The sequence below is a fragment of the Mesorhizobium sp. M1E.F.Ca.ET.063.01.1.1 genome (assembly GCF_003998155.1).
Lineage (GTDB): Bacteria > Pseudomonadota > Alphaproteobacteria > Rhizobiales > Rhizobiaceae > Mesorhizobium.
In genome coordinates this window covers 1-22834 of the sequence record NZ_RZSC01000022.1, presented here as the reverse complement: position 1 = coordinate 22834, position 22834 = coordinate 1, and the positions used below count along the sequence as shown (strand labels likewise).

At 63.7% G+C, this 22834-nt stretch carries 22 protein-coding genes and 1 pseudogene; 16 read left to right on the top strand and 7 right to left on the bottom strand.

Features of this window, described 5'->3' with window-relative positions; all coding sequences use genetic code 11:
• From EOA29_RS04025 to EOA29_RS03985, 9 genes and pseudogenes are all read left to right on the top strand, one after another.
• On the top strand, positions 1-934 hold a 934-nt coding region (locus EOA29_RS04025; protein WP_127220255.1), incomplete at its 5' end, for an extracellular solute-binding protein.
• A gap of 140 nt (positions 935-1074) precedes the next feature.
• Entirely contained in the window at positions 1075-1947 is an 873-nt protein-coding gene (locus tag EOA29_RS04020; RefSeq protein WP_126090731.1) for a sugar ABC transporter permease, read from the top strand.
• A 206-nt stretch (positions 1948-2153) separates the two neighbouring features.
• Complete coding sequence (locus EOA29_RS04015; RefSeq protein WP_126090730.1) at positions 2154-2978, top strand: carbohydrate ABC transporter permease; 825 nt, start codon at positions 2154-2156, stop codon at positions 2976-2978.
• A 43-nt stretch (positions 2979-3021) separates the two neighbouring features.
• The gene (locus EOA29_RS04010; RefSeq protein WP_126090729.1) at positions 3022-4026 is read left to right on the top strand and encodes an ABC transporter ATP-binding protein; all 1005 of its coding nucleotides are present in this window, start codon (positions 3022-3024) and stop codon (positions 4024-4026) included.
• Positions 4027-4036: 10 nt separating this feature from the next.
• A complete protein-coding gene (locus EOA29_RS04005; RefSeq protein WP_189350420.1) occupies positions 4037-4807 on the top strand; it encodes an L-iditol 2-dehydrogenase in 771 nt (256 codons plus the stop codon).
• A gap of 150 nt (positions 4808-4957) precedes the next feature.
• Entirely contained in the window at positions 4958-6436 is a 1479-nt protein-coding gene (locus EOA29_RS04000) for a mannitol dehydrogenase family protein (RefSeq protein ID WP_126090727.1), read from the top strand.
• Positions 6437-6457: 21 nt separating this feature from the next.
• Positions 6458-7141, top strand: a complete 684-nt coding sequence (locus tag EOA29_RS03995) for an HAD-IA family hydrolase (RefSeq protein ID WP_126090726.1) — start codon at positions 6458-6460, stop codon at positions 7139-7141.
• A pseudogene (locus EOA29_RS03990) lies at positions 7138-7935 on the top strand (FGGY family carbohydrate kinase); the annotation flags it as partial. The gene EOA29_RS03995 and the pseudogene EOA29_RS03990, both read left to right, overlap by 4 nt.
• A gap of 167 nt (positions 7936-8102) precedes the next feature.
• Entirely contained in the window at positions 8103-8477 is a 375-nt protein-coding gene (locus EOA29_RS03985) for a DUF423 domain-containing protein (RefSeq protein ID WP_126094248.1), read from the top strand.
• A 40-nt stretch (positions 8478-8517) separates the two neighbouring features.
• Here EOA29_RS03985 and EOA29_RS41160 read toward each other — a convergent pair whose 3' ends face one another.
• Both EOA29_RS41160 and EOA29_RS41155 read right to left on the bottom strand, forming a co-directional pair.
• Positions 8518-8655, bottom strand: a complete 138-nt coding sequence (locus tag EOA29_RS41160) for a hypothetical protein (RefSeq protein ID WP_189350103.1) — start codon at positions 8653-8655, stop codon at positions 8518-8520.
• Between the two features lie 57 nt (positions 8656-8712).
• A complete protein-coding gene (locus EOA29_RS41155) occupies positions 8713-8856 on the bottom strand; it encodes a hypothetical protein (protein ID WP_189350105.1) in 144 nt (47 codons plus the stop codon).
• A 174-nt stretch (positions 8857-9030) separates the two neighbouring features.
• Between EOA29_RS41155 and EOA29_RS03980 the strand changes: the two genes are divergently transcribed.
• Positions 9031-10110, top strand: coding sequence for a substrate-binding domain-containing protein (locus EOA29_RS03980; RefSeq protein WP_126094249.1), 1080 nt, complete (start codon positions 9031-9033; stop codon positions 10108-10110).
• A gap of 7 nt (positions 10111-10117) precedes the next feature.
• Here EOA29_RS03980 and EOA29_RS03975 read toward each other — a convergent pair whose 3' ends face one another.
• On the bottom strand, positions 10118-11353 hold the full coding sequence (locus EOA29_RS03975) for an OpgC family protein (protein WP_126094250.1): 1236 nt from the start codon (positions 11351-11353) through the stop codon (positions 10118-10120).
• Between the two features lie 203 nt (positions 11354-11556).
• Between EOA29_RS03975 and EOA29_RS03970 the strand changes: the two genes are divergently transcribed.
• Positions 11557-12216, top strand: coding sequence for an alpha/beta hydrolase (locus EOA29_RS03970; protein WP_245464691.1), 660 nt, complete (start codon positions 11557-11559; stop codon positions 12214-12216).
• A gap of 38 nt (positions 12217-12254) precedes the next feature.
• On the opposite strand, the gene sthA is transcribed toward EOA29_RS03970, so the two are convergent.
• Complete coding sequence (gene sthA / locus EOA29_RS03965; RefSeq protein ID WP_126094252.1) at positions 12255-13643, bottom strand: Si-specific NAD(P)(+) transhydrogenase; 1389 nt, start codon at positions 13641-13643, stop codon at positions 12255-12257.
• A gap of 188 nt (positions 13644-13831) precedes the next feature.
• On the opposite strand from sthA, the gene EOA29_RS03960 reads away from it, so the two are divergent.
• The 4 genes from EOA29_RS03960 to EOA29_RS03945 all read left to right on the top strand — a co-directional run bounded on the left by EOA29_RS03960 (position 13832) and on the right by EOA29_RS03945 (position 17108).
• Positions 13832-14515, top strand: a complete 684-nt coding sequence (locus EOA29_RS03960) for an isoprenylcysteine carboxylmethyltransferase family protein (protein WP_245468400.1) — start codon at positions 13832-13834, stop codon at positions 14513-14515.
• Between the two features lie 201 nt (positions 14516-14716).
• A complete protein-coding gene (locus EOA29_RS03955; RefSeq protein ID WP_126094253.1) occupies positions 14717-15187 on the top strand; it encodes an RDD family protein in 471 nt (156 codons plus the stop codon).
• Between the two features lie 140 nt (positions 15188-15327).
• Positions 15328-16092: an arginyltransferase gene (locus EOA29_RS03950; protein WP_126094254.1), complete on the top strand. Its 765-nt coding sequence runs from the start codon at positions 15328-15330 to the stop codon at positions 16090-16092.
• A gap of 119 nt (positions 16093-16211) precedes the next feature.
• The gene (locus tag EOA29_RS03945; RefSeq protein ID WP_126094255.1) at positions 16212-17108 is read left to right on the top strand and encodes a DMT family transporter; all 897 of its coding nucleotides are present in this window, start codon (positions 16212-16214) and stop codon (positions 17106-17108) included.
• Here EOA29_RS03945 and EOA29_RS03940 read toward each other — a convergent pair.
• Entirely contained in the window at positions 17096-18271 is a 1176-nt protein-coding gene (locus EOA29_RS03940; protein WP_127220254.1) for an AI-2E family transporter, read from the bottom strand. The genes EOA29_RS03945 and EOA29_RS03940 overlap by 13 nt on opposite strands.
• A 247-nt stretch (positions 18272-18518) precedes the next feature.
• A complete protein-coding gene (gene parC / locus EOA29_RS03935) occupies positions 18519-20774 on the bottom strand; it encodes a DNA topoisomerase IV subunit A (protein WP_126094257.1) in 2256 nt (751 codons plus the stop codon).
• Between the two features lie 419 nt (positions 20775-21193).
• Between parC and EOA29_RS03930 the strand changes: the two genes are divergently transcribed.
• Positions 21194-22384: a hypothetical protein gene (locus tag EOA29_RS03930; RefSeq protein WP_126094258.1), complete on the top strand. Its 1191-nt coding sequence runs from the start codon at positions 21194-21196 to the stop codon at positions 22382-22384.
• A gap of 97 nt (positions 22385-22481) precedes the next feature.
• Here the strand turns inward: EOA29_RS03930 and EOA29_RS03925 are convergent.
• Positions 22482-22834 (bottom strand): amino acid--tRNA ligase-related protein (locus EOA29_RS03925; RefSeq protein WP_348628852.1); only part of this gene is annotated, 353 nt, incomplete at its 5' end.

Below are 22834 nucleotides of genomic sequence, written 5' to 3'. Positions count from 1 at the left end.
GCTCTACGCCGCGCCCTTCTACGGTGAGAGCTCCTTCGTCATGTACCGCAAGGACCTGATGGAGAAGGCCGGCCTCAAGATGCCCGATGCCCCGACCTGGGACTTCATCAAGCAGGCTGCCGACAAGATGACCGACCGCGCCAATGGCGTGAACGGCGTCTGTCTGCGCGGCAAGGCCGGCTGGGGCGAGAACATGGCCTTCCTCACCGCCATGTCGAACTCCTTCGGCGCCCGCTGGTTCGACGAGAACTGGAAACCGCAGTTCGACCAGCCTGAATGGAAGAACACGCTGCAGTTCTATGTCGACCTGATGAAGGCCGATGGCCCCGAGGGCGCTTCGTCCAACGGCTTCAACGAGAACCTTGCGCTGTTCCAGCAGGGCAAGTGCGGCATGTGGATCGACGCCACCGTCGCCGCTTCCTTCGTCTCGGATCCGAAGGCCTCGCAGGTCGCCGACAAGGTCGGCTATGCGCTGGCGCCCGACAATGGCCTCGGCAAGCGCGGCAACTGGCTGTGGGCCTGGTCGCTGGCGATCCCGGCGGGTACGCAAAAGGCTGACGCCGCCGAGAAGTTCGTATCGTGGGCAACCAGCAAGCACTATGCCGAGCTGGTCGCCTCGAAGGAAGGCTGGGCCAACGTTCCGCCCGGAACGCGCTCCTCGCTCTATGCCAATCCGGAGTACCAGAAGGCGGCGCCCTTCGCCAAGATGACGCTCGACTCCATCAACGCCGCCGACCCGACGCATCCGACCGTCAAGCCGGTGCCCTATGTCGGCGTGCAGTTCGTCGCCATCCCTGAATTCCAGGGCCTCGGCACCACCGTCGGCCAGCTCTTCTCAGCCGCCCTTGCCGGCCAGTCGAGCGTCGACGATGCGCTGAAGCAGGCCCAGGACGCAGCCACCGCGGCAATGACCGAAGGCGGCTACATCAAGTAAGGCTCCTCCCGGTGCCGAACGCCGGTAGCGCATCATGACCGGCATTGGCCGCCCGAAACCCAGTTCGGGCGGCCACCTTCACAATCAGGAAAATTGTGGCACAACGCTAGAATCCGGCTGACATTTGGAGGGTGACCGTCATGGCTACTCAGCAAACCCGTTCGCTTGCCCGTTTCATGATGGCGCCATCGGTGATCCTGCTGTTCATCTGGATGATCGTGCCGCTGGCCTTCACGCTGTGGTTCTCGTTCCAGCAATACAACCCGCTCAACCCGATCCGCGACGGTTTCGTCGGCTTCTCCAACTACGCGCTATTCTATTCCAACCCGGCCTTCCTGCAGTCGATCCTCAACACGCTCGCCATCGTCGTCAGCGTGCTGGTCATCACCGTGGTCGGCGGCATCCTTTTGGCGTTGCTCCTCGACCAGCCGATCTGGGGCCAGGGTTTCGTGCGCATCCTCGTGATCTCGCCGTTCTTCGTCATGCCGCCGGTTGCGGCACTTGTGTGGAAGAACATGATCATGCACCCGCAATACGGCGTCTTCGCCGATATTGCCCGCTTCTTCGGCGCCAACCCCATCGACTGGTTCGGGCAACACCCGCTGACGGCGGTCATCCTCATCGTCGCCTGGCAATGGCTGCCCTTCGCCACGCTGATCCTGCTCACGTCACTGCAATCGCTTGACACTGAGCAGAAGGAGGCGGCCGAAATGGACGGCGCCGGCTTCCTCAGCCGCTTCTGGTATCTGACGCTGCCGCACATGTCGCGCGCCATCACCGTCGTCATCCTGATCCAGACGATCTTCCTGCTCTCGATCTACGCCGAGATCCTGGTCACCACCAATGGCGGCCCAGGCTACGCCTCCACCAACCTGCCCTTCCTCGTCTACCAGAAGGCGCTGCTGGAGTTCAAAATCGGCCAGGCGTCCGCAGGTGGCGTCATCGCGGTCATTCTCGCCAACATCGTCGCCTTCTTCGTCATGCGCGCCGTCGGCAAGAACCTGGACAAGTGAGGGGGAGACGATGCCACTTGCGCTGAACCACCCCCACTCCGTCCCGCTGCGCGGGACACCTCTCCCCCTGCCCGGGGGAGAGGAAACGCCTGCACCGAAGTCGCGCCCTTCCTCTACCCCGTCGATCGGGGGAGAGGTGGTTTGCGCAGCAAACCGGAGTGGCGGTCGACCCTGCCGCCAACATCGCCGATACGGGAGGACCTGACATGGCACGCGCAGTCACCACCCAGCACAAGACGATCGCCACGACCGCGGCCTGGATTGTCGCCCTGCTGATCTTCTTCCCGATCCTCTACACGATCATCACCTCGTTCAAGTCGGAGCAGGAGGCGATCCAGGGCTTCGCGCTCATCCCGTCGGGCACCACCGAAAGCTATGCCGAGGTGCAGGCGCAGAGCGGCTACTTCAAGTTCTTCCTGAATTCGGTGATCCTGTCGGTCGGCTCGACCGTCCTGGCGCTCCTGATCGCCGTCCCGGCGGCATGGTCGATGGCGTTTTCGCCGACCAAGCGGACCAAGGACATCCTGATGTGGATGCTTTCCACCAAGATGATGCCGGCCGTCGCGGTGCTGTTCCCGATCTACCTGATCTTCCGCGACACCGGCCTGCTCGATAGCCGCATCGGCCTCACCGTCATGCTGATGCTGATCAACCTGCCGATCGTGGTCTGGATGCTCTACACCTACTTCCGCGAAATCCCGGGCGAGATCCTCGAAGCGGCGCGCATGGACGGCGCCTCGCTGTGGAACGAGATCATCTATGTGCTGACGCCGATGGCGGTCCCCGGCATCGCCTCGACCATGCTGCTCAACATCATCCTCGCCTGGAACGAGGCGTTCTGGACGATCCGTCTGACCACCACGGACGCAGCACCCCTTACCGCCTTCATCAGCTCCTTCTCCAGCCCGCAAGGCCTGTTCTGGGCCAAGCTGTCGGCGGCCTCGACACTGGCGATCGCGCCGATCCTGATCATGGGCTGGTTCAGCCAGAAGCAGTTGGTGCGCGGCCTGACATTTGGCGCCGTGAAGTAGCCGCGCGCCAGCCGCGGACGACCAAATCCCCCGGGAGGAAGCCATGGGAAACATCACGCTCAAGAACGTCTCCAAGTCCTTCGGGTCGACGGTGATCATTCCGAACATCGACCTCAATATCGAGGACGGCGAGTTCGTCGTGTTCGTCGGCCCGTCGGGTTGCGGCAAGTCCACGCTGCTCCGCCTGATCGCCGGGCTCGAGGACACCAGCGGCGGCACCATCAGCATCGATGGCCGTGACGTGACCCAGGAGGCGCCGGCCAAGCGCAAGCTTGCCATGGTCTTCCAGTCCTACGCGCTCTACCCGCACATGACGGTCGCCAAGAACATCGCTTTCCCGCTGAAGATGGCGGGCGAGGACCAGGCGACCATCGACAAGAAGGTGAAGGACGCAGCGCGGGTGCTGAACCTCACCAACTATCTCGAGCGTCGCCCGGGCCAGCTCTCCGGCGGCCAGCGCCAGCGCGTCGCCATCGGCCGCGCCATCGTGCGCCAGCCGTCGGCCTTCCTGTTCGACGAACCGCTGTCGAACCTCGACGCGGCCCTTCGCGGCACCATGCGGCTGGAGATCAGCGAGCTGCATCATCAGTTGAAGACGACGATGATCTACGTCACCCACGACCAGGTCGAGGCCATGACCATGGCCGACAAGATCGTCGTGCTCAACGCCGGCAACATCGAGCAGGTCGGCTCGCCCATGGAGCTCTACCGCACGCCGAAGAACCTCTTCGTCGCCGGCTTCATCGGCTCACCCAAGATGAACCTCATCGAAGGCGCGCCGGCGGAAAAATACGGCGCCAAGACCATCGGCATCCGGCCCGAGCACATCAACATCTCGACCACGGCCGGCGACTGGAAAGCGACGGTCGGCGTTGCCGAGCATCTCGGCTCCGACACCTTCCTGCATGTCCAGACAGACGGCGTCGGCACGATCAATGTGCGTGCCGACGGCGAGGTGGCGGTGAAGCATGGCGACACCGTCTATCTGACGCCCGACAAGACCAAGCTCCATCGCTTTGGCGCCGATGGCAAGGCGCTGGCCCAGTGAGGACGGGGCAGTGAGGCTGAAAGGCAAATCGGCGCTGATCACCGGATCGGCGCGCGGCATCGGCCGGGCCTTCGCCGAAGCCTATGCGCGCGAAGGTGCGACGGTGGCGATTGCCGACATCAACCTGGAGGCCGCGGAAGCCACGGCGAAGGATATCGGCTCAGCGGCTTACGCTGTCCAACTCGACGTCACCGACCAATCCTCGATCGAGGCGGCGGTGAAAGCGGTCGAGGCCAAGGCGGGCGGCCTCGACATCCTGGTCAACAACGCGGCGCTGTTCGACCTGGCGCCGATCGTCGAGATCGGCAGGGCGGGCTATGACAAGCTGTTCTCCGTCAACGTCGCCGGCACGCTGTTCATGCTGCAGGCGGCGGCCCGCTCGATGATCGCCGCTGGCCGGGGCGGCAAAATCATCAACATGGCGAGCCAGGCCGGGCGCCGTGGCGAGCCGCTGGTCGCGGTCTATTGCGCTACCAAGGCCGCTGTCATTTCGCTCACCCAATCGGCCGGACTCGACCTGATCAAGCATCGCATCAACGTCAACGCCATCGCGCCGGGCGTCGTCGACGGCGAGCACTGGGACCACGTCGATGCGTTGTTCGCCAAATACGAGAACCGGCCGAAGGGCGAGAAGAAGCGCCTGGTCGGCGAAAGCGTTCCCTATGGCCGCATGGGCCGGGCGGAAGATCTGACCGGAATGGCGGTTTTCCTCGCCAGCGACGAGGCTGAATACATTGTCGCCCAGACCTACAACGTCGATGGCGGCCAATGGATGAGTTGAAGTGGATGAGTTGAGGGGGAAGGCGCTTCTCCCTTCCTCCGGGGAGGATGCGTCACGGGGCAGGTGAGGGGCAGCACGGAACAACCGGCGCCGTCCCTCACCGCTCAGGCGGAATTGTTGGGCTGCATATCGGCCGAAGGGTAAAGTAAGATGACCGTGAAACTCTCTTCCTCGAATCTCGCAAAGCTTCCTTCGAAGGTTTCCGGCCCGAAATACGACCGCTCTTCTCTGAAAGCCGGCATCGTGCATTTCGGCGTCGGCAACTTCCATCGCTCGCACCAGGCCGTCTATCTCGACGACCTGTTCAATTCCGGGCTCGGCCATGACTGGGCGCTGATCGGCGCCGGCGTCTTCGAGGGCGAGAAGGCCGGCCGCGCCAGGCTTCAGGAGCAGGATTGGCTGACCACCGTGGTCGAGCAGGACCAGGGCCATATGAGCGCCCGCGTCACCGGCGCGATGATCGATTTCCTGATGCCCGGCGATGCGAAGGCGATCATCGAGCAGCTCGCCGACCCGGCGATCAGGATCGTCTCGCTGACCATCACCGAAGGCGGCTATTTCATCGACCCGGCCTCAGGCAAGTTCAACCCGGCCCATCCCGACATCGTCGCCGACGCGCAGCCGGGCGCAGCGCCGAAGACCGTCTTCGGCATCATCCTGGCCGGTCTGGTGCGCCGCCGCGCCGATGGCATCGTGCCCTTCACCGTCATGTCCTGCGACAACATCCCCCACAATGGCCATGTCACCTCCGACGGCGTCATCGGCCTTGCCCGCCTGATCGATGAGGACCTTGCCGGCTGGGTGAGGGACAATGTCGCCTTCCCGAACGGCATGGTCGACCGCATCACGCCGGCCACCACCGATCGCGAGCGCGGCATCCTGGCGAGCGATTTCGGGTTGGAGGACAACTGGCCGGTCTTTTGCGAGCCGTTCAAGCAATGGGTGCTGGAAGATCATTTCACCGCCGGCCGGCCGCCGCTGGAAGAGGCCGGCGTGCAGTTCGTCAAGGATGTCTCTCCTTACGAGCTGATGAAGATCCGCATCCTCAATGGCGGCCACGCGACCATCGCCTATCCGGCAGGCCTGATGGACATCCATTTCGTCCATGAGGCGATGCAGGAGCCGCTGGTGCGCGGCTTCCTCGCCAAGCTGGAGCGCGACGAGATCATCCCGACCGTGCCGCCGGTGCCGGACACCGTGCTGGAAGATTACTACCAGCTCATCGAACGCCGCTTCTCCAACCCGAAGATCGGCGACACCATCCGTCGCCTTTGCCTCGACGGCTCGAACCGGCAGCCGAAATTCATCATCCCGACCATTGCCGACCGGCTGAAGGCGGGGAAAGGCGTCGCCGGGCTGGCGCTGGAATCGGCGCTCTGGTGCCGCTACTGCTTCGGCACCACGGACAGCGGCGCCGTCATCGAACCCAACGATCCGAGCTGGGACCGGATGCAGGCGACCGCAAAGGCGGCAAAAACCGAGCCCGGCGCCTGGCTTGCCATGGACGACATCTATGGCGATGTCGGCCGCTCGCCCGTTTTCGCGCAAGCCTTTGCCCATGCGCTCGACGTGCTCTGGGCCAACGGCGCACGCGAAACCTTGACCCGCTATCTCGCCGGCAAGCTCTGAAGCCCACTGGAATCGGCTGGAATGACGCCCGAACTGGTCATCTTCGACTGTGACGGCGTGCTGGTCGACAGCGAGGCGCTCTCGGTCTCGGCGCTGCTCGGGATGATCGAGCTCGCCGGCGGCACGGTCAGCGAGGATGCCGCCTACGAGCACTTCCTTGGCAAGAGCATGAAGAGCGTGCGCGAGATTCTCGGTCGCGATTTCGGGCTCAAAATCAGCGACCAGCATCTCACCGCCATGCGCGCCGACCTGATGCGCAAGTTCCGCGAGGAGCTGAAGCCGATCCCCGGCATCAAGGAGATCCTGCCGAGGCTCGGCCTGCCCTATTGCGTCGCCTCGTCCGGCACGCTGGAACGCATCCGCTACGCGCTCGACGTCACCGGCCTGCTGGGCATGATGGAACCGCATCTCTTCAGCGCCGCCATGGTGAAGCGCGGCAAGCCTGCGCCGGACCTCTTCCTCCATGCCGCCGCCACCATGCGCGCGCATCCGCGCAAATGCCTGGTCGTCGAGGACAGCCCGGCCGGCGTCGCCGCGGCGCGGGCGGCGGGCATGCGCGTCTTCGCCTTCACCGGTGGCTCGCATGCGGACAATCCCGCCTTGAAGGCGCGGCTTGCGTCGACCGAACCGGACTTTATATTCGCTGACATGCTGCAATTGCCCGATCTGATTGCAGGCCTGGGAGCGAGAGTAAAAGCATCTTGACGACGAGTTTCGTTTGCGCGGTCGATGTCGGCACCGGGAGCGCTCGCGCGGGCATTCTCGACCCCAAAGGCAATCTGGTCGGCCGTGCCGAGCGGCCGATCGCCATGCATCAGCCGAAGCCCGATCATGCCGAGCATGATTCGCAGGATATCTGGTCGGCCGTCTGTACCGCCGTGCGCGCCGCGCGCGAAAAAGCCGGCGTCGCCGCATCGGATATCGTCGGCATTTCCTTCGACGCCACCTGCTCGCTTGTGGTGCGCGACAGGCAGGGCGGCCAGCTCAGCGTCTCCGTCACCGGCGAGAAGCGCTGGGATACCATCGTCTGGCTCGATCACCGCGCCATCGCCGAGGCCGACGAATGCACCAGAAGCGGCCATGCCGTGCTCGACTATATCGGCGGCGTGATGTCGCCGGAAATGGAAACGCCGAAGCTGATGTGGCTGAAGCGCTACCTGCCAGGAACATGGCACGAAGCCGGCTATCTTTTCGATCTCGCCGATTTCCTGACCTGGAAGGCGAGCGGCTCGCTCGCCCGTTCGCAATGCACGCTGACCGCCAAATGGACTTACCTCGCCCATGAGAAGACGGGCTGGCGGCGCGATTTCTTCGAGCTCGTCGGTCTCGGCGATCTTTTCGAGCACGGCAACCTTCCGGAAAAGGCGAGCTCGGTCGGCGCCGATATCGGCCCCTTGACGACGCAAGCGGCTGCCGATCTGGGCCTGACCGAGAAATGCCGCGTCGGCGCAGGCGTCATCGACGCCTATGCCGGCGCGCTGGGTGTGCTCGGCGGTTTCGTCGGCGGCCATTTCGGCATGCGGGCGGTGTTTTTAGGCACGTCGGTGCTGATGGCGTTCGGAGCGGTCTACAACTGGATTGTCCAGTCGAGGCGGGCGCGGCATATGCTGCTCGAAGCGGGCGAGTCCTGAGAGGCTCGCCGTCAACCGAAGCACGGAGATCCGCGATGAGCCTCGCCGGGCAACCATCAAACGGCGGCAGCCGTATCCTCGTGCTGGCGGGTGGGCTCGTTGGCGCGGCAGGCGTGGCGCTGTCGGCCGCCGCCGCGCATCGGGGCGGCGCCTTCACCGGCACAGCCGCCTCGTTCCTGCTGATGCACGCCCCTGCCTTCGTCGCCATCGGCCTTGCCGACGGCAACAGGAGCCTCAGGATCGCAGGCCTGGTGCTGCTCGTCGGCCTGCTGATGTTTTCTGGCGATCTTATCGCCAGAGACTTCCTCGGCTCGCGGCTGTTTCCGATGTCGGCGCCGGTCGGCGGCACTCTGCTGATCGCCGGCTGGCTGGCGATTGCGGTCTCGGCGCTGTTGCGCCCACGGTCCTAGAACGCCCCTTCATCGGAGCGAGGCTCGCGGAGCGGCGAGGTCAGCGGCGCACCAAACGCAGCTTCCGCCTGCGCGTCGCCGGCTCCGCCGCGCGCTGCCGCTCAGGCCGGTCGACCGCCGGCGAGATGCCCCAATAGTTGCGATAGATGTCCTGGAAGAGATGGCTGATCGGATGCATGGCTGATTTCCTCTGATTGAATCGATCCAATTTTTCAGCACGAAAAAGAACCGCCCCTCAGGCGCGCTTGCGCCCCACGATGAAGCGTGGCTCGCGCTTCCACGGGCTTGCCTTGCCGCGCCGCTTTTCGCTCGTTGCGGCCGAGGCAATGCCCCAGTCGTTCTTGTAGAAGTCCTCGAACAAATAGCTGACCGGATGCATGGCACCCTCCTTCTTTCAAATCCGCTCGGGAGAAGCTGTCTTGGATCGATTCAAATCATATGCTCGCCGCACTCGAAGTCAAGCAGGAATTTGAATCGATCCAAGAAAAATGTTAGATGACCGGCAACCATTCCGCGGTCATGTTCGTGATGTGACAGGATTCGGAGGAACGACATGGCATCACCCATCGAAGGCCAGGCACGACCCATCCGGCTGGCGGATATCGCCAAGGCGGCTGGCGTCTCGCATGGCACGGCCTCCAATGTCTTCAGCCGCCCGGAGATCGTGCGCCAGGAAGTGCGCGAGCGGGTCAAGGCAGTGGCGGAGGCGATGGGTTATGCCGGGCCCGATCCCAAGGGGCGCCTGTTGCGCGCCGGCAAGGTCAATGCCATCGGCGTCGGCACGACCGAGCCCCTCTCCTATTTCTTCGAGGATCCCTTTGCCCGCGTCATGATGGCCGGCATCTCCGAAGCCTGCGACGCCACGGGCGCGGGCATCGCACTGGTCTCAGCCGCCAACCAGGAAAAGCTCGCCTGGAACATCCAGAGCGCGCTTGTCGACGGCTTCATCCTATTCTGCATCGAAGGCGGCTCGCGCCTTGTCGACCTGACGCGCGAGCGCAGGCTGCCCTTCGTGGCGCTGGAACTCGGCTTCGAGGACGAAACCGTCTCGGCGATCGGCGTCGACAATGTCGCAGGCGCCAGGCTTGCAGCGCGCCACCTTGCCGAGCTCGGCCATCGCCGTTTCGCGGTGCTGTCGCTGGCCTTTGCCGACGACCGCACCGGCTTCGCCACGCCGGAAATCGTGCACAGCGCGCTCTACACAGGAACACGCGACCGCCTTGCCGGCTATTTCGAGGAGCTCTCCCGCTTCGGCATCAATACGGCGAAGATCCCGGTCTACGAGACCGAAAATGAAGAGAAGAGCACCAGGGCCGGGCTCGAGGCGATCTTCGCGGGCAACAAGCGGCCCAGCGCCATCCTGGCGATGTCGGACAGGATGGCGCTGATCGCCATCGAATGGCTGACCGCGCGGGGGCTCAAAGTGCCGGAGGATGTCTCCATCGTCGGCTTCGACGGCGTGCCGGACGGCGCGCTCTGCGACCCGCCGCTGACCACGATCGCCCAGCCGATCACCGAGATCGGGCGGCGGGCGGCGCGCATGATCCTCGACTTCGACGGCGCGGTACGGCGCGAGACGATGGGTGTCGAGCTCGTCGTCAGGGCCTCGACCGGCCCTGCCCCGAGGATCTGACGAGCCCTCAATAGCCGCCCAACCTCGCCTGCACCGGCTGCGCACCGAACGAAGCGCGCCCAGTCTGCTCGCGCGCCGGCTTGGCGCGGGCCGGACCGAGGCTGGCAAGCCATTCGAGATACAGCGCCAGCGCGAACTGCATGGCGATGCCGGCGGCGATCAGCAGCGTGTCATAGGCCAGGCCGCCGGGATTGATCAGCTTGAGCACCTGAGCCGCCATGGCGATCACCGTTCCGGCGATGAACACCGGCAGCGAGCGCTTGCCGAGGATCGCCAGCGGATTGTCGGGCCTGGCGCGGAAGAGGTTCGATACGGCCGGCAAGGCGATGATCAGGTAGCTGACAGAAAGGATATGCAGCAGTCTCGGCAGCGACAGGAAGGTCTTGTCGAAGCCGCCGAGCACCACCGGCAGGTCGAACCAGGTGATATGACCCCAGAGCGGGCTGTGCACCCAGATCGCCGCGCCGACCACATAGGCGCCGGCGAAGCCCATCAGCCACCGGTTTACGGGAATGGTGCCGCCGCGCTTGACATGGAGCATGGCCGCAAGGCCGATATTGAACAGGAATTGCCAGGACAGCGGGTTGAGGAACCAGAGACCCGGCTCGGGATAGTTCGGCGGCGCGATCTGCCAGATACCGGCGACAAGCCACAGCAGCCCGGACACAAACAGTGCGGCCACGGGCCTGTAGCTGACGAACAGAACGAAGGCCGGCGCCGCCAGAAGCAGCGCCGCATAGACCGGCAGGATGTTGTTGTAGCCGAGCTGATGGCCGAGCGTGACGATGCCGAGCAGCACCTCCGGCGTGTTCTTCATCAGCGGCTCGATGTTGATCATCTTCAAGAGCTCCGGCCTGTGGGCAAATACCGCCGCGGCGCAGAACATGGCGATCACCGCCATGGTGATGACGATGTGGGTGACATAAAGCACGCCGGCGCGCCGCCACATCTTGAGCGTCGCCAGCAATCTGCCGCCCGGCTTGAACTTGCTGCCATAGGCAAGCGCAACCGAGATGCCGGAGATCAGGACGAAGGCCTCGGCCGCATCGGAAAAGCCGAGATTCTTGTAGGTCAGGCTTTCGAAGACGGTGCCAGGCACATGGTCGACGAAAATGGTGAGCAAGGCGAGCGCGCGCAGCACATCGATACGCGTGTCGCGACCGTTGATACGCGTGTCGCGATCATTGATACGCGTATTGCGATCATTGATACGCGTGTCGCGTTGAGAAACCGGGATGGTCATCGACAAAAGGCCTCAGAGCTGGTGTTTCATGTCCAGCAATGCGACCCCCGACGCACCGCTTCGATTCCTCCCATCGGGGAGTGTATCGGCGCAGAAACGGTCTGAAATGCGCCCGGTTCAATCAACTTTCGCGGAGCTTGAAAACATTCCGTTTTGAAGCCGGCAAATCAACAAAACACCCATGAAATCAAACGGATATGAGCGTGTCCGAATATTCCGAAGAAAACAACATCCTGCACCGCGATCTTAGTTTTTCCTATCGATTGCTGAGGCCGGCGAATGCGAGCGGCGAATGCCTCTTCGTGCTGCATGGATCGGGCGTGGACGAAACGACGATGGTGCCATTGGCGAGGCAAATCGGGCCGCGCGCGGTGCTTGTCGCGGCGCGCGGCCGCATCGCCCAAGAGGATGGTTTCCGCTGGTTCGAGCGAATCACGCCGACCAGTTTCGAGCAATCGAGCATTCGCGCGGAGGCGGCCGCTTTCGCCGAGTTCGCAGCCGTAGCCGCGAAGCGCCATGGGCTCGACCTTCAGCGCGCAACCTTCCTCGGCTATTCGAACGGCGCCAATCTGGTTTCCACGCTGATGCTGCTCCATCCGGGCCTCGTCAGGCAGGCCGCGCTTCTCAGGGCGATGCCGGTACTCGACGACACCCCTGCGCCCGACCTTGCCGGAACGCGGGTGCTGATCATCGCCGGCGCGGCGGACCAGACCTACGGACCCTTCGCGCCCGCCCTGGTGACGCTGTTCAGCCAGCGCGGCGCCGAGGTCGATGCGCGCATCGTCGCCGCAGGTCACGAATTCGGCGACGCGGATGCAGCGATCGTGCCGCAGTGGCTTGCGGGGGCCACACCAGTCGCCTGACTGGAACGTCGCTCCTGGCAAGGAGCTTTGTCCAGTGTCTATCCCTGCCCCATCCTGTTCCAGGCATCCAGGCCCGCGATCTTGTAGGCTTCGGCCAGCGTCGGATAGTTGAAGGTGTTGTTGACGAAGAAGTCCACGGTACCGCCGAGATTGATCACCGCCTGGCCGATGTGGATGAGCTCGGTGGCGCCCTCGCCGACAATGTGGGCGCCGAGCAGCCGTCGCGTCTCGACCGAAAAGAGGAGCTTCAGGAAGCCTGAGTTGACGCCCATGATGTGGCCGCGCGAGGTTTCCCGGAAGCGTGCCACGCCGACCTCATAGGCGATCCCGCTCTCGCGCACCTGCTCCTCCGATTGGCCGACGGTGGAGATCTCCGGCACCGCATAGATGCCATAGGGAAAGGTTTCCGGCGGCGGCGGCAGGGTGACGCCGAAAGCGTGACAGGCGGCCACCCTGCCCTGCTCCATCGAGGTGGAGGCAAGGCTTGGGAAACCAATGACGTCGCCGGCGGCATAGATGTTCTGCGCGCTGGTCTGGAAGGTTTTCGGATCCACCTTGATACGGCCTCTCCCATCGGCTTCGATGCCGACCATCTCCAGGCCGAGGCTGGCGACGTTGCCGGTGCGGCCGGCGGCATAGAGCACGATCTCGGAGCGGATGGTGCGGCCGTCGGCCAGCGTCACCTCGGCATGATCCGGCTTCGAAGCGATTTCCTTGACCGTGCTGCCGAGGCGAATGGTCATGCCGCGGTCGCGCATCTGGTGGATGAAGTCGTCGACGATCTCGCGGTCGATGAAATCGAGGATCGTGTTGCGCGGCTCGACCAGCGTCACCGGCACGTCGAGCGCCGAGAAGATGGTCGCATACTCGACGCCGATGACGCCGGCGCCGATCACCGTCAGCGTGCGCGGCAGATGGTGGAGTTCCAGCATCTCGTCGCTGTCAAAGATGCGCTTCTTGTCGAAGGGCACGTCGCCCGGACGATGCGGCCTGGTGCCCACGGCGATCAGCGCGTTGGCGAAACCGACTTCGCTGTAGTCACCGTTGTCCGCCGTCAGGCTGACCCGGTTGGGGCCGAGGAATTTCACCGCGGCGCGCGCGCTCTTGACCGTATTGCGCATGAACTGGTGCTGCAACACCTCGACCTCATGGTCGAGCGTCTTGTGCAAGCGCTCGACAAGGTCGGTGACCGAGATGTCCTGCTTGACGCGGTAGCCACGCCCGTAGAAGCCGCGCTCGCGCCAGCCGGAGAGGTTGAGGACCGTCTCGCGCAGTGTTTTCGATGGGATGGTGCCGGTGTGCACCGAGACGCCACCGAGGCGGCGGCCCCTGTCGACCACCAGAACCGATTTGCCAAGTTTGGCCGACTGTACCGCGGCGCGGCGCCCCGAGGGACCGCTGCCTATCACGAGCATGTCGTAGTCCATTTCCCCACCTCTTTGTGCGCCGCAGCAGGCTAAACTGGGAAGAGCGTCATGTTCAACTGCCAACACGCCATTCGCCGGGGACTCGAGAGATTCCACCGCATACAACCAAAGCCGCTCAAAAGCTTAACCTCGCGGCAAGGGCTTGCGTGCAATGGTCTCATACGAGGGGACCGCCGGGGATCGACGACTTGACCATTCTGAAAAGCATCGCCCTGTCTGGCGAAGGAACGGGATTCCTCTCCGGGCCACGGGCGAGCGAAGTCTTGACGGACTTGCGCGAGGGCTTCTTCCGCTTTTTCGCGCTGGCTGTGATGTCGCTATTCGTTTATCGCGGCGTGTCCCAGCTCATCATCGACCCGGCTCGGCTCAACGTCCTGCTGTTGACGATTTCCGAAACCCTCACCCTCATCTGGCTGCTCCTCGCGCGCCGCCCGATCGTTCGCGACTGGAGCCCGTTCACCGTGGTCATTTCGGTGACGGCCACTTTCGGCGCCGGCCTCATCTCGTTCGAGCAAGGCGTCGCGATCATTCCGCTCGCGATCGCCGCACCGGTGCAGTTCCTGTCGCTGTGGATGTCCATCTGGGGAAAGATATCGCTCGGCCGCTCCTTCGCCATCCTGCCCGCCAACCGGGGCGTCGTGACCGACGGCGCCTACAGATTTGTCAGGCACCCGATTTACGCCGGCTACCTTATGGGACACGTCGTGTTCCTGCTGTCGAATTTCTCGATCTACAATTTCACCGTCTACGCCATCATCAGTCTGTTCCAGATTCACCGCATCCTGCGCGAAGAACGGCTTCTTGCCATAACGCCGGAGTATAGCGAGTATCTCAACAAGGTCCGCTACCGGCTCTTGCCGGGCGTCTTCTAATGCATGTCGCCCAAAAGTGTGCAGCGGTTTTGGGAAAACGACATGCATCAAAACAAGGACCTAAAGCGCGTCGCTTGAATCCGTTTCAGCGCGACGCGCTTTAGACCCCCGGGCCGGCCAAGCCCAAATCCGTTCCTTGAATTCAGCGCTGCCCTCACCATCTGAGATGGCGGGCATCGAATGCCCTTATGAGGAAAGGACATGAACACGCGCGTGCTTGACGGCGAGATCATCACAACGAGGTTCGAGGACACGCGCGCCTATCGCGGCGTGCGGACCAGGCGCGTCTTCGCCTTCATCCTCGACTATTTCATCGTTGCGCTGCTCACCATCCCCTTCGCGATACTGGTCGCCGTGCTTGGGCTTTTGACCTTCGGCCTGGGCTGGGCGCTGTTTTCCGTCCTGGTGCCGGCGGTTGCCATCCTCTACATCTGGAACACGCTGGGCAGCCGTGACCAGGCGACGACCGGTATGAAGATCATGGGCATCCGGCTCGACAAGCTCGACGGCACCCGCATCGACGGCCTGACCGCGGTCGTGCATTCGGTGCTGTTCTGGGCCGCCAACGTCATCCTGACGCCGCTGGTGCTGCTGGTCACGCTGTTTTCCGACCGCAAGCGCACGCTGCATGACCTGCTTCTCGGCACGGTCGTCACCCGCACCGACATCTGACGGTGCCTGCGGCCGCCATCGCCGCGCCGGTTGTGCTAGAATATGAACAGGCTAGGCCGGCCGCGGCCGCACAATCCTGTTGAATTTTTCGCCGGCCGGGCCAAAGGTAGAGCGATTCGCAGGAGCGTTTCCAAGATTAGATGACGCAGCATCCGACCCAGTCGCCGCAGTTCTTCCTGACCGCGCCGTCGCCATGCCCCTATCTGGAGGGCCAGTTCGAGCGCAAGGTGTTCACGCACCTTGTCGGCGACAAGGCGCCCGAGATGAACGACCTCTTGACCCAAGGCGGCTTCAGGCGCTCCCAAAACATTGCCTACAGGCCCGCCTGCGAATCCTGCCGCGCCTGCGTGTCGGTGCGCATCCTTGCGCAGGAGTTCACCACCAGCCGCAACATGCGCCGCGTCATCCAGCGCAATGCCGATCTGATCGGCGCCATGCACGACGCGCAGCCCTCGACCGAGCAATATTCCCTGTTCCGCGCCTATCTCGACGCCCGGCACCGGCGCGGCGGGATGTCCGACATGACGGTGCTCGACTATGCCATGATGGTCGAGGACACGCATGTCGACACCAAGATCATCGAATACCGGCGCCGCGGCCCCGACACCTTCATCACCGGCAAGGGCCAGGGCGAGCTGATCGCCGTGGCGCTGACCGACAAGATGGCCGACGGCCTGTCGATGGTCTATTCCTACTTCAATCCCGATTTCGAGGATCGCTCGCTCGGCACCTTCATGATCCTCGACCACATCGCCCGCGCCAAGGCGATGGGACTGCCCCACGTCTATCTCGGCTACTGGGTCAACGGCTCGCGCAAGATGAGCTATAAGATGCGTTTCATGCCGCAGGAGCATCTCGGCCCGAAGGGCTGGGAACGCTACGACCACGAAGCGGTCAGTCGCTGACCATTTTTTCCAAAGCCCGACCTTAAACTGTTTCAAGAGCCAGGAAGCTGGTGTTTCCGCCGCTCGCTGTAAGCGTGCGCCATCAAGCCAGCCGTCTGCAAATCATTGCGAGACTTATCATGTCTTCCCACCACGACCACCAGAAGGGCCTGCTGATCACTGCCATCGGCGGATTGACGCTTACCGTCGACATTCCACTGATCCGGTTGGCCGACGGCAGCCCCTGGACCATCATGATGCTGCGCACCGGCACGACACTCATTGCCGCCTTGATAATCTGGGCCGTCTGGCGTGCGTTGCGCGCCAATGCGCCGCAACTCATTCCCGGCTGGTCGGGACTTGCCGTGGCCTTTTGCTACGGCCTGACCGGGATAACCTTCGTCACCGCCGTCTACCACACCTCGACAGCCGACCTGGTGTTCATCCTCGCCTTCAACACCGTGTTCGCGGCGCTGCTATCGTGGCTTTTTCTCAAGGAAAGACCCCGGCTCGGAACTGTGGTCGCGATGCTGGCGATGATCCTGGGCGTGCTGATCATCGTCGGCGGCTCGGTCGGCACGGGTCATCTGTTCGGCGATTTCATGGCGCTCTGCTCGGCTTTCTTCGTCGCCTTGGCCATCACCATCTCGCGCGCCAGCGGCAAGGACATGGGCTTCACGGCGCTCGTCGGCGTCATCCTGCCTCTGGCGGTCGCCTTGTTCATGGTCTCGGGCGAAGGGTTTCACGTCAACCAGCCATGGTGGATCATCTTCAACGGCGCCGTGATCATGCCGATCTCGTTCTTCTGCCTCGCCAATGGACCGAAATACATCTCGGGGCCGGAGGTGGCGATGTTCTATCTGCTCGAGACCGTGCTGGCGCCGATCTGGGTCTGGCTGGTCTTTGCCGAGACGCCGACGCGCAACAGCCTGATCGGTGGCACGATCCTGATCGTGACGCTGGCGGCGCATTCGCTGTGGCAGTTGCAGGAGGGCCGCAAGCGCCGCGCGGCGCTTGCCGTCGTTCACCCGGCCTGAATTTTCCTGACCTCGGGTGCCTCCTCGTCGATGGCAGGCGCCTGTTCATCCATCATCTCGACCTCGCGCAGCCATTCGCGCCAGATGGCGACAAGCAGCGCCATCAGCACCGGACCGATGAAGAGGCCGAGGAAGCCCATCGTCTTGACGCCGCCGATCAGCCCGAAAAAGGTGGGCAGGAACGGCAGCTTGATCGGCCCGCCGACAAGCTTCGGGCGCAGCGTCTTGTCGACGATGAACAGCTCGACCGCGCCCCAGGTGAACAACGCCATGCCGGCAAACAGCTTGCCGCTGGCGGCGAGATAGATCGACACCAGCGTGAAAGAGAGCGGCGCGCCGCCGGGGATGAGCGCCATGATGCCGGTGAGCGCGCCGAGCGTCACCGGCGACGGCACGCCGGCCAGCCAGTAGGCGACGCCCAGCACCAGGCCTTCGCCGATGGCGATGACGGTCATGCCGGTGACGGTGGATGAGATGGTGGCCGGCACGACGCGCTGGGAGCGGATTTCGCGCGTCGGCAGGATGCGCTCGCCGAGACGATCGACCTGCGCGGCGAAAGCCTCGCCGTCGCGATAGGCGAAAAACAGCGCGATCAGCATGAACAGCAGCGTCAGCAGCAGGCCGAAGGCGCTGCCGCCGGCGGCCAGCGCGCCACGGTAGATGGTGCCGATGTTGGAGCCGCTGACCATCTGGATCAGTTCGCCGATGCCGCCGGGATGACCGAGATTGGCCGTCCACTGCTGGTTCAGCCACTCGCCGATGACGGGCATCGTGGCGATCCATTGCGGCGTGGCGGAACCGTGGCGGTTGGTCTCGATCGCCCATACCACCCATTCGCGCAGCTCGTTGATGGCATAGGTGCCGGCAAGCGCGATCGGCACCACCAGGAAAGTCAGGATGAACAGAATCGCAAGGGTCGCGGCGATGGTGCGGTTGCCGCCGACCGCGGCAAGCAGCCGGCGGTAGAGCGGCCAGCTCGCGAAGGCGATGACGAGGGCCGCCAGAACCGGAAACAGGAAGCCGTGGAAGAAATAGACGCCGGCGGCGGCGATCAGCACCAGGAGCCAGCGCGCCGCCGACAGCGGCGGGATGACGGCCGCCCTCAGCGGCGTCGACAGGCCGAACAGGCGCTGCCCCGGTTTCTGGATTTCAGCCCGCTTCAACCCGGCGTTTCTCCCCATGGTTCGATGGATGCTTATGCGCCATGATAGTGCAGCAATCGTGACGATAGTCCAAATGTCTAGGAATCTCCCCCCTCGAGGGGGAGATGGCCGGCAGGCCAGAGGGGGTCGCCGCGCGTGGAACGGCAACGCCTTTCGCGACCAGGAGAACGCTGGCGCTCTACGTTAGACGACTCCCTCTGTCGCCTTAGGCGACATCTCCCCCTCAAGGGGGGAGATTAGCGCCGCGCTACCCGAACTTGCCCGTCCTCGGGAAACCCTTCGGCACCATGCGGCCGGCGGCGGCGCGGGCGCCGATCCATTCGGCCAGTTCCTCGCGCGACTTGGTAAAGGTGCGATCGGCGGAGTCCTGCCAGGTCAGTCCCGCTGCAATCGTGAAGGTCTTCAGGTCCAGCACGCCGCCGTCCTTGTATTTCTGCAGGCGCACGCCCTTGCCGCGCGCCATCTCGGGAATCTCGGCGAGCGGGAAGATCAGCATCTTGCGGTTCTCGCCGACGATGGCGAGATGGTCGCCGGCGACCGGGACGCAGCGCTTGGCCTCGTCCGGCGCCTTGACGTTCATCACCTGCTTGCCCTTGCGCGTGTTGGCGACGACCTCTTCCTCGGAAACGACGAAGCCGTTGGCATCGTATGAGACCAGGAGCAGCTTGCGCTTGGGATCATGCACGAAGGCGGTGACGATGTCCTGGTCGTTCTCCATGTCGACGATGATGCGGATCGGCTCGCCATGGCCGCGCCCGCCCGGCAGCCGGTCGGCGCCGATGGTGTAGAACTTGCCGCCGGTGGTGAAGACCAGGATCTTGTCCGTGGTCTGGGCATGGAAGGCGAGCTTCAGGCTATCGCCTTCCTTGAAGGCAAGCTGCGAATGGTCGGTCAGATGACCTTTCATCGCGCGCAGCCAGCCTTTTTCGGAGACGACAACTGTCACGGGTTCGCGCTCGATCATCGCATGCGCGATGTCGGTCAGATCATGCTCGGGCGCGTCGGCGAACTGGGTACGGCGCCTGCCGATCTCGGTCTCGGGTCCGAACTTCTTGCGGATCTCGGCGACCTGCCATTTGATCGTCGCCCATTGCTTGGCGTCGGATGCCAGCAAGGCCTCGATCTGCTTCTTCTCCTCGGTCAGGCCATCATATTCCTTGCGGATCTCGATCTCCTCGAGCTTGCGCAGGGCGCGCAACCGCATGTTGAGGATGGCTTCGGCCTGGTTGTCGGTGAGCGCCCAGCGGGCCATCATCACCTGCTTGGGCTCATCCTCCTCACGGATGATCCTGATCACCTCGTCGATGTTGAGATAGGCGATCAGGTAGCCGGCGAGGATTTCCAGGCGCTTCTCGATCTCGCCCAGCCGATATTTCGAGCGGCGGACAAGCACGTCGCGGCGGTGGTCCAACCATTCTTTCAGCACGCCCTTCAGCGACAGGACGTTGGGCACCTTGCCGCGCGACAGCACATTCATGTTGAGCGGGAAGCGGCTTTCGAGCTCGGTGAGCTTGAACAGCGATTCCATCAGGATGCCTGGATCGACGGTGCGGCTCTTCGGCACCAGCACGATGCGGATGTCCTCGGCGCTCTCGTCGCGAATGTCTTCGAGCAGCGGCAGCTTGCGCGCCATCAACAGCTCGGCGATCTTCTCGATCAGCCTGGCCTTCTGGACGCCGTAGGGGATCTCGGTGACGACGATGCTCCAGGTGCCCCTGCCCTGGTCCTCCTGGCCCCATTTGGAGCGCACGCGGAAACCGCCGCGGCCCGTCTCATAGGCTTCGAGGATCGAGGCGCGGCTGTCGACGATGATGCCGCCGGTCGGGAAATCCGGCCCCTGGACGAAATCCATCAGCTTCGCCACGGGCGCGTCCGGATGCTCGATCAGGTGCAGCGCGGCATCGCAAAGTTCGGCGGCGTTGTGCGGCGGGATCGAGGTCGCCATGCCGACGGCAATGCCGGACGAGCCGTTGGCGAGCAGGTTCGGGAAGGCGCCCGGGAGCACGACCGGCTCCTCGTCCTCCTCATTGTAGGTCGGCCGGTAGTCGACGGCGTCCTCGGTGATGCCGGCGAGCAGCTCGGTCGCCACCTCCGTCATGCGCGCTTCGGTGTAGCGCATGGCCGCGGCGTTATCGCCGTCGATGTTGCCGAAATTGCCCTGCCCGTCGACCAGCGGGTAGCGCATCGAGAATTCTTGCGCGAGGCGCACCAAAGCGTCGTAGATCGACTGGTCGCCATGCGGATGGAACTTACCCATCACCTCGCCGACGATGCGGGCGCATTTGGCAAAGCCCTGGTCAGGGTTGAGCCGCAAGAGCCGCATGGCATGCATGATGCGGCGATGGACCGGCTTCAGTCCGTCGCGCACATCCGGCAATGCCCGGTGCATGATGGTCGACAGCGCATAGGCGAGGTAGCGCTTTTCGAGCGCTTCCTTCAGATCGACCGGTTCGATATTGTCGCCGCCGCCATTGTCCTGCGGCGGCAAATGCCTTTTTCCCATGGATTTGGACTAGCCGAGCGGGTGATTCGCGGCAAGCGTCGGGTTGGAATCCGGCGGATTCGTCGCGCGCAATGTGGGCACGCAAGGACGACGCCGGCGATGTGAGGGATTTCACGGAAGCGGCGAGGCGAACATTCCAATTTGGCGCCCATCTGCAACAGGCTTCGGCTGCAAGTGGGGCGCCGGCCAACATCAATCTGTTACATGCGCCCTCTATCTGGGCAGGCAATGCGCTGGCTGAGGAGAGCCGCGGTCTTCATGACTAATTCACCGCATCATGCAAAGCGTGCCGGCCCGCCTTTGCTTTTCATCGCCGTTTTCGACAAATGGGCCGGGAAGCGCCTTTTTCCCGTCCCGTTCGTCACGGAATGGTGATGGGGCAGGAACTCAAAACACTTTTCAGGACAGGGAACTCGCCAATGACAATCCAACGCTCAATGCTCAAGAAACTGGCTTTTTCAACCTTTCTGCTGACCCTGCCGCTCAATGCCGCCTCCGCCGCCGATCCGGCCGTGGCCGAGCGCGTCAAGGCGACGCTTGCCGCCCAGGGCGTCGACATTTCCTGGACCGGGGTTTCGGGTGACGATTCGAATGTCGTTTTGCAGGGCGTCTCCATCAAACCGGCCGCCGAGAAGGAGGCGCTGCCGATCGGCGACGTGAAGCTGGAGGGCGTCAGCGAGGCCAATGGCGGCTTCGACATCGCCACCGTCTCGACCTCGGCCTTCGAGCACAGCAAGGACGGCGTGACGCTCAATCTCAGCCCCTTCGTCATCCACGACATGAAAGTGCCGGCCGAAGGCAGCACCGATCCGCTCGGTTCGATGATGATGTACAAGTCGGCCGAGCTCTCCAGCATGACGGTCAAGGTCGGCGACAAGACGGCTTTCTCGATGGACGGGCTTGCCGTCCAGATAACCCCGCCGGCCGACGGCAAGGCGATGGACTTCACCGCCAACACGGAGAAGTTCAACGCCGACCTGACGCTGGTCGACGACCCGAAATCGAAGGAGGCGATCGACGCGCTCGGCTACCAGAACATCTCCGGCAACATCTCGATGGCCGGCACCTGGCAGCCCTCCGACGGCAAGATGGAGCTGTCGAAATATGACATCTCGGTCGACAACGCCGGTACGCTCGGCATGACCTTCGATCTCGGCGGCTACACGGTCGACTTCATCAAGTCGATGCAGGCTATGCAGAAGCAGCTCGCCGCACAGCCCGAAGGCGCCGACAATTCCGCACAGGGCATGGCCATGCTCGGCCTCCTGCAACAGCTTTCCTTCAACGGCGCCTCGGTGCGCTTCGACGACGATTCGCTGACCGGCAAAGTGCTCGACTATGTCGGCAAGCAGCAGGGCATGTCGGCCAAGGACGTCGCCAACCAGGCCAAGGCGATCGTGCCGTTCGGCATGGCGCAGCTCAACAATCCCGAACTGACGGCAGAGGTCTCGGCCGCGGTCAACAAGTTCCTCGACGATCCGAAGAGCCTCGAGATCTCGGCCGAGCCGCCGTCGTCGGTGCCGTTCGCGCTGATCATGGCCGGCGCCATGTCCAACCCGCTCGACCTGCCCAAGACGCTCGGCGTCAAGGTCAAGGCGAACGAGGACTGATCGAGCGGAACGCTCAAACAAAGAGCCCGGCAGCGATGCCGGGCTTTTTTTGTTGAGATCGATTCTCGAAACAAGAGGAACCGCTTGGGCGCGATTCCTAACCTTCTTTCTTCGCCACTGCGACCCGCAGCGACAGCTCGCGAAGCTGCTGCGGAGTGGCTTCCGAGGGCGCGTTCATCAACAGGTCGTAGGCCTGCTGGTTCATCGGGAACATGGTGACCTCGCGCAGGTTCTTGGCGCCGACGAGCAGCATGACGATGCGGTCGATGCCGGCCGCCATGCCGCCATGCGGCGGCGCGCCATACTGGAAGGCGCGGTAGAGGCCGCCGAAACGCTCCTCGACCGTCTGGCGATCGAGCCCGACCATCTCGAAGGCCTTGACCATGGTTTCCGGCAGGTGGTTGCGGATGCCGCCGGAAGCGATCTCGAAGCCGTTGCAGACCATATCGT

Excerpts from the sequence above, each read along its gene's own strand:
- EOA29_RS04020 (WP_126090731.1), top strand. The coding sequence starts at position 1,075 with ATGGCTACTCAGCAAACCCGTTCGCTTGCCCGTTTCATGATGGCGCCA.
- EOA29_RS04015 (WP_126090730.1), top strand. The coding sequence starts at position 2,154 with ATGGCACGCGCAGTCACCACCCAGCACAAGACGATCGCCACGACCGCG.
- EOA29_RS04010 (WP_126090729.1), top strand. The coding sequence starts at position 3,022 with ATGGGAAACATCACGCTCAAGAACGTCTCCAAGTCCTTCGGGTCGACG.
- EOA29_RS04000 (WP_126090727.1), top strand. The coding sequence starts at position 4,958 with ATGACCGTGAAACTCTCTTCCTCGAATCTCGCAAAGCTTCCTTCGAAG.
- EOA29_RS03995 (WP_126090726.1), top strand. The coding sequence starts at position 6,458 with ATGACGCCCGAACTGGTCATCTTCGACTGTGACGGCGTGCTGGTCGAC.
- EOA29_RS03985 (WP_126094248.1), top strand. The coding sequence starts at position 8,103 with ATGAGCCTCGCCGGGCAACCATCAAACGGCGGCAGCCGTATCCTCGTG.
- EOA29_RS41160 (WP_189350103.1), bottom strand. The coding sequence starts at position 8,655 with ATGCATCCGATCAGCCATCTCTTCCAGGACATCTATCGCAACTATTGG.
- EOA29_RS41155 (WP_189350105.1), bottom strand. The coding sequence starts at position 8,856 with ATGCATCCGGTCAGCTATTTGTTCGAGGACTTCTACAAGAACGACTGG.
- EOA29_RS03980 (WP_126094249.1), top strand. The coding sequence starts at position 9,031 with ATGGCATCACCCATCGAAGGCCAGGCACGACCCATCCGGCTGGCGGAT.
- EOA29_RS03975 (WP_126094250.1), bottom strand. The coding sequence starts at position 11,353 with ATGACCATCCCGGTTTCTCAACGCGACACGCGTATCAATGATCGCAAT.
- sthA (WP_126094252.1), bottom strand. The coding sequence starts at position 13,643 with ATGGACTACGACATGCTCGTGATAGGCAGCGGTCCCTCGGGGCGCCGC.
- EOA29_RS03955 (WP_126094253.1), top strand. The coding sequence starts at position 14,717 with ATGAACACGCGCGTGCTTGACGGCGAGATCATCACAACGAGGTTCGAG.
- EOA29_RS03950 (WP_126094254.1), top strand. The coding sequence starts at position 15,328 with ATGACGCAGCATCCGACCCAGTCGCCGCAGTTCTTCCTGACCGCGCCG.
- EOA29_RS03945 (WP_126094255.1), top strand. The coding sequence starts at position 16,212 with ATGTCTTCCCACCACGACCACCAGAAGGGCCTGCTGATCACTGCCATC.
- parC (WP_126094257.1), bottom strand. The coding sequence starts at position 20,774 with ATGGGAAAAAGGCATTTGCCGCCGCAGGACAATGGCGGCGGCGACAAT.
- EOA29_RS03930 (WP_126094258.1), top strand. The coding sequence starts at position 21,194 with ATGACAATCCAACGCTCAATGCTCAAGAAACTGGCTTTTTCAACCTTT.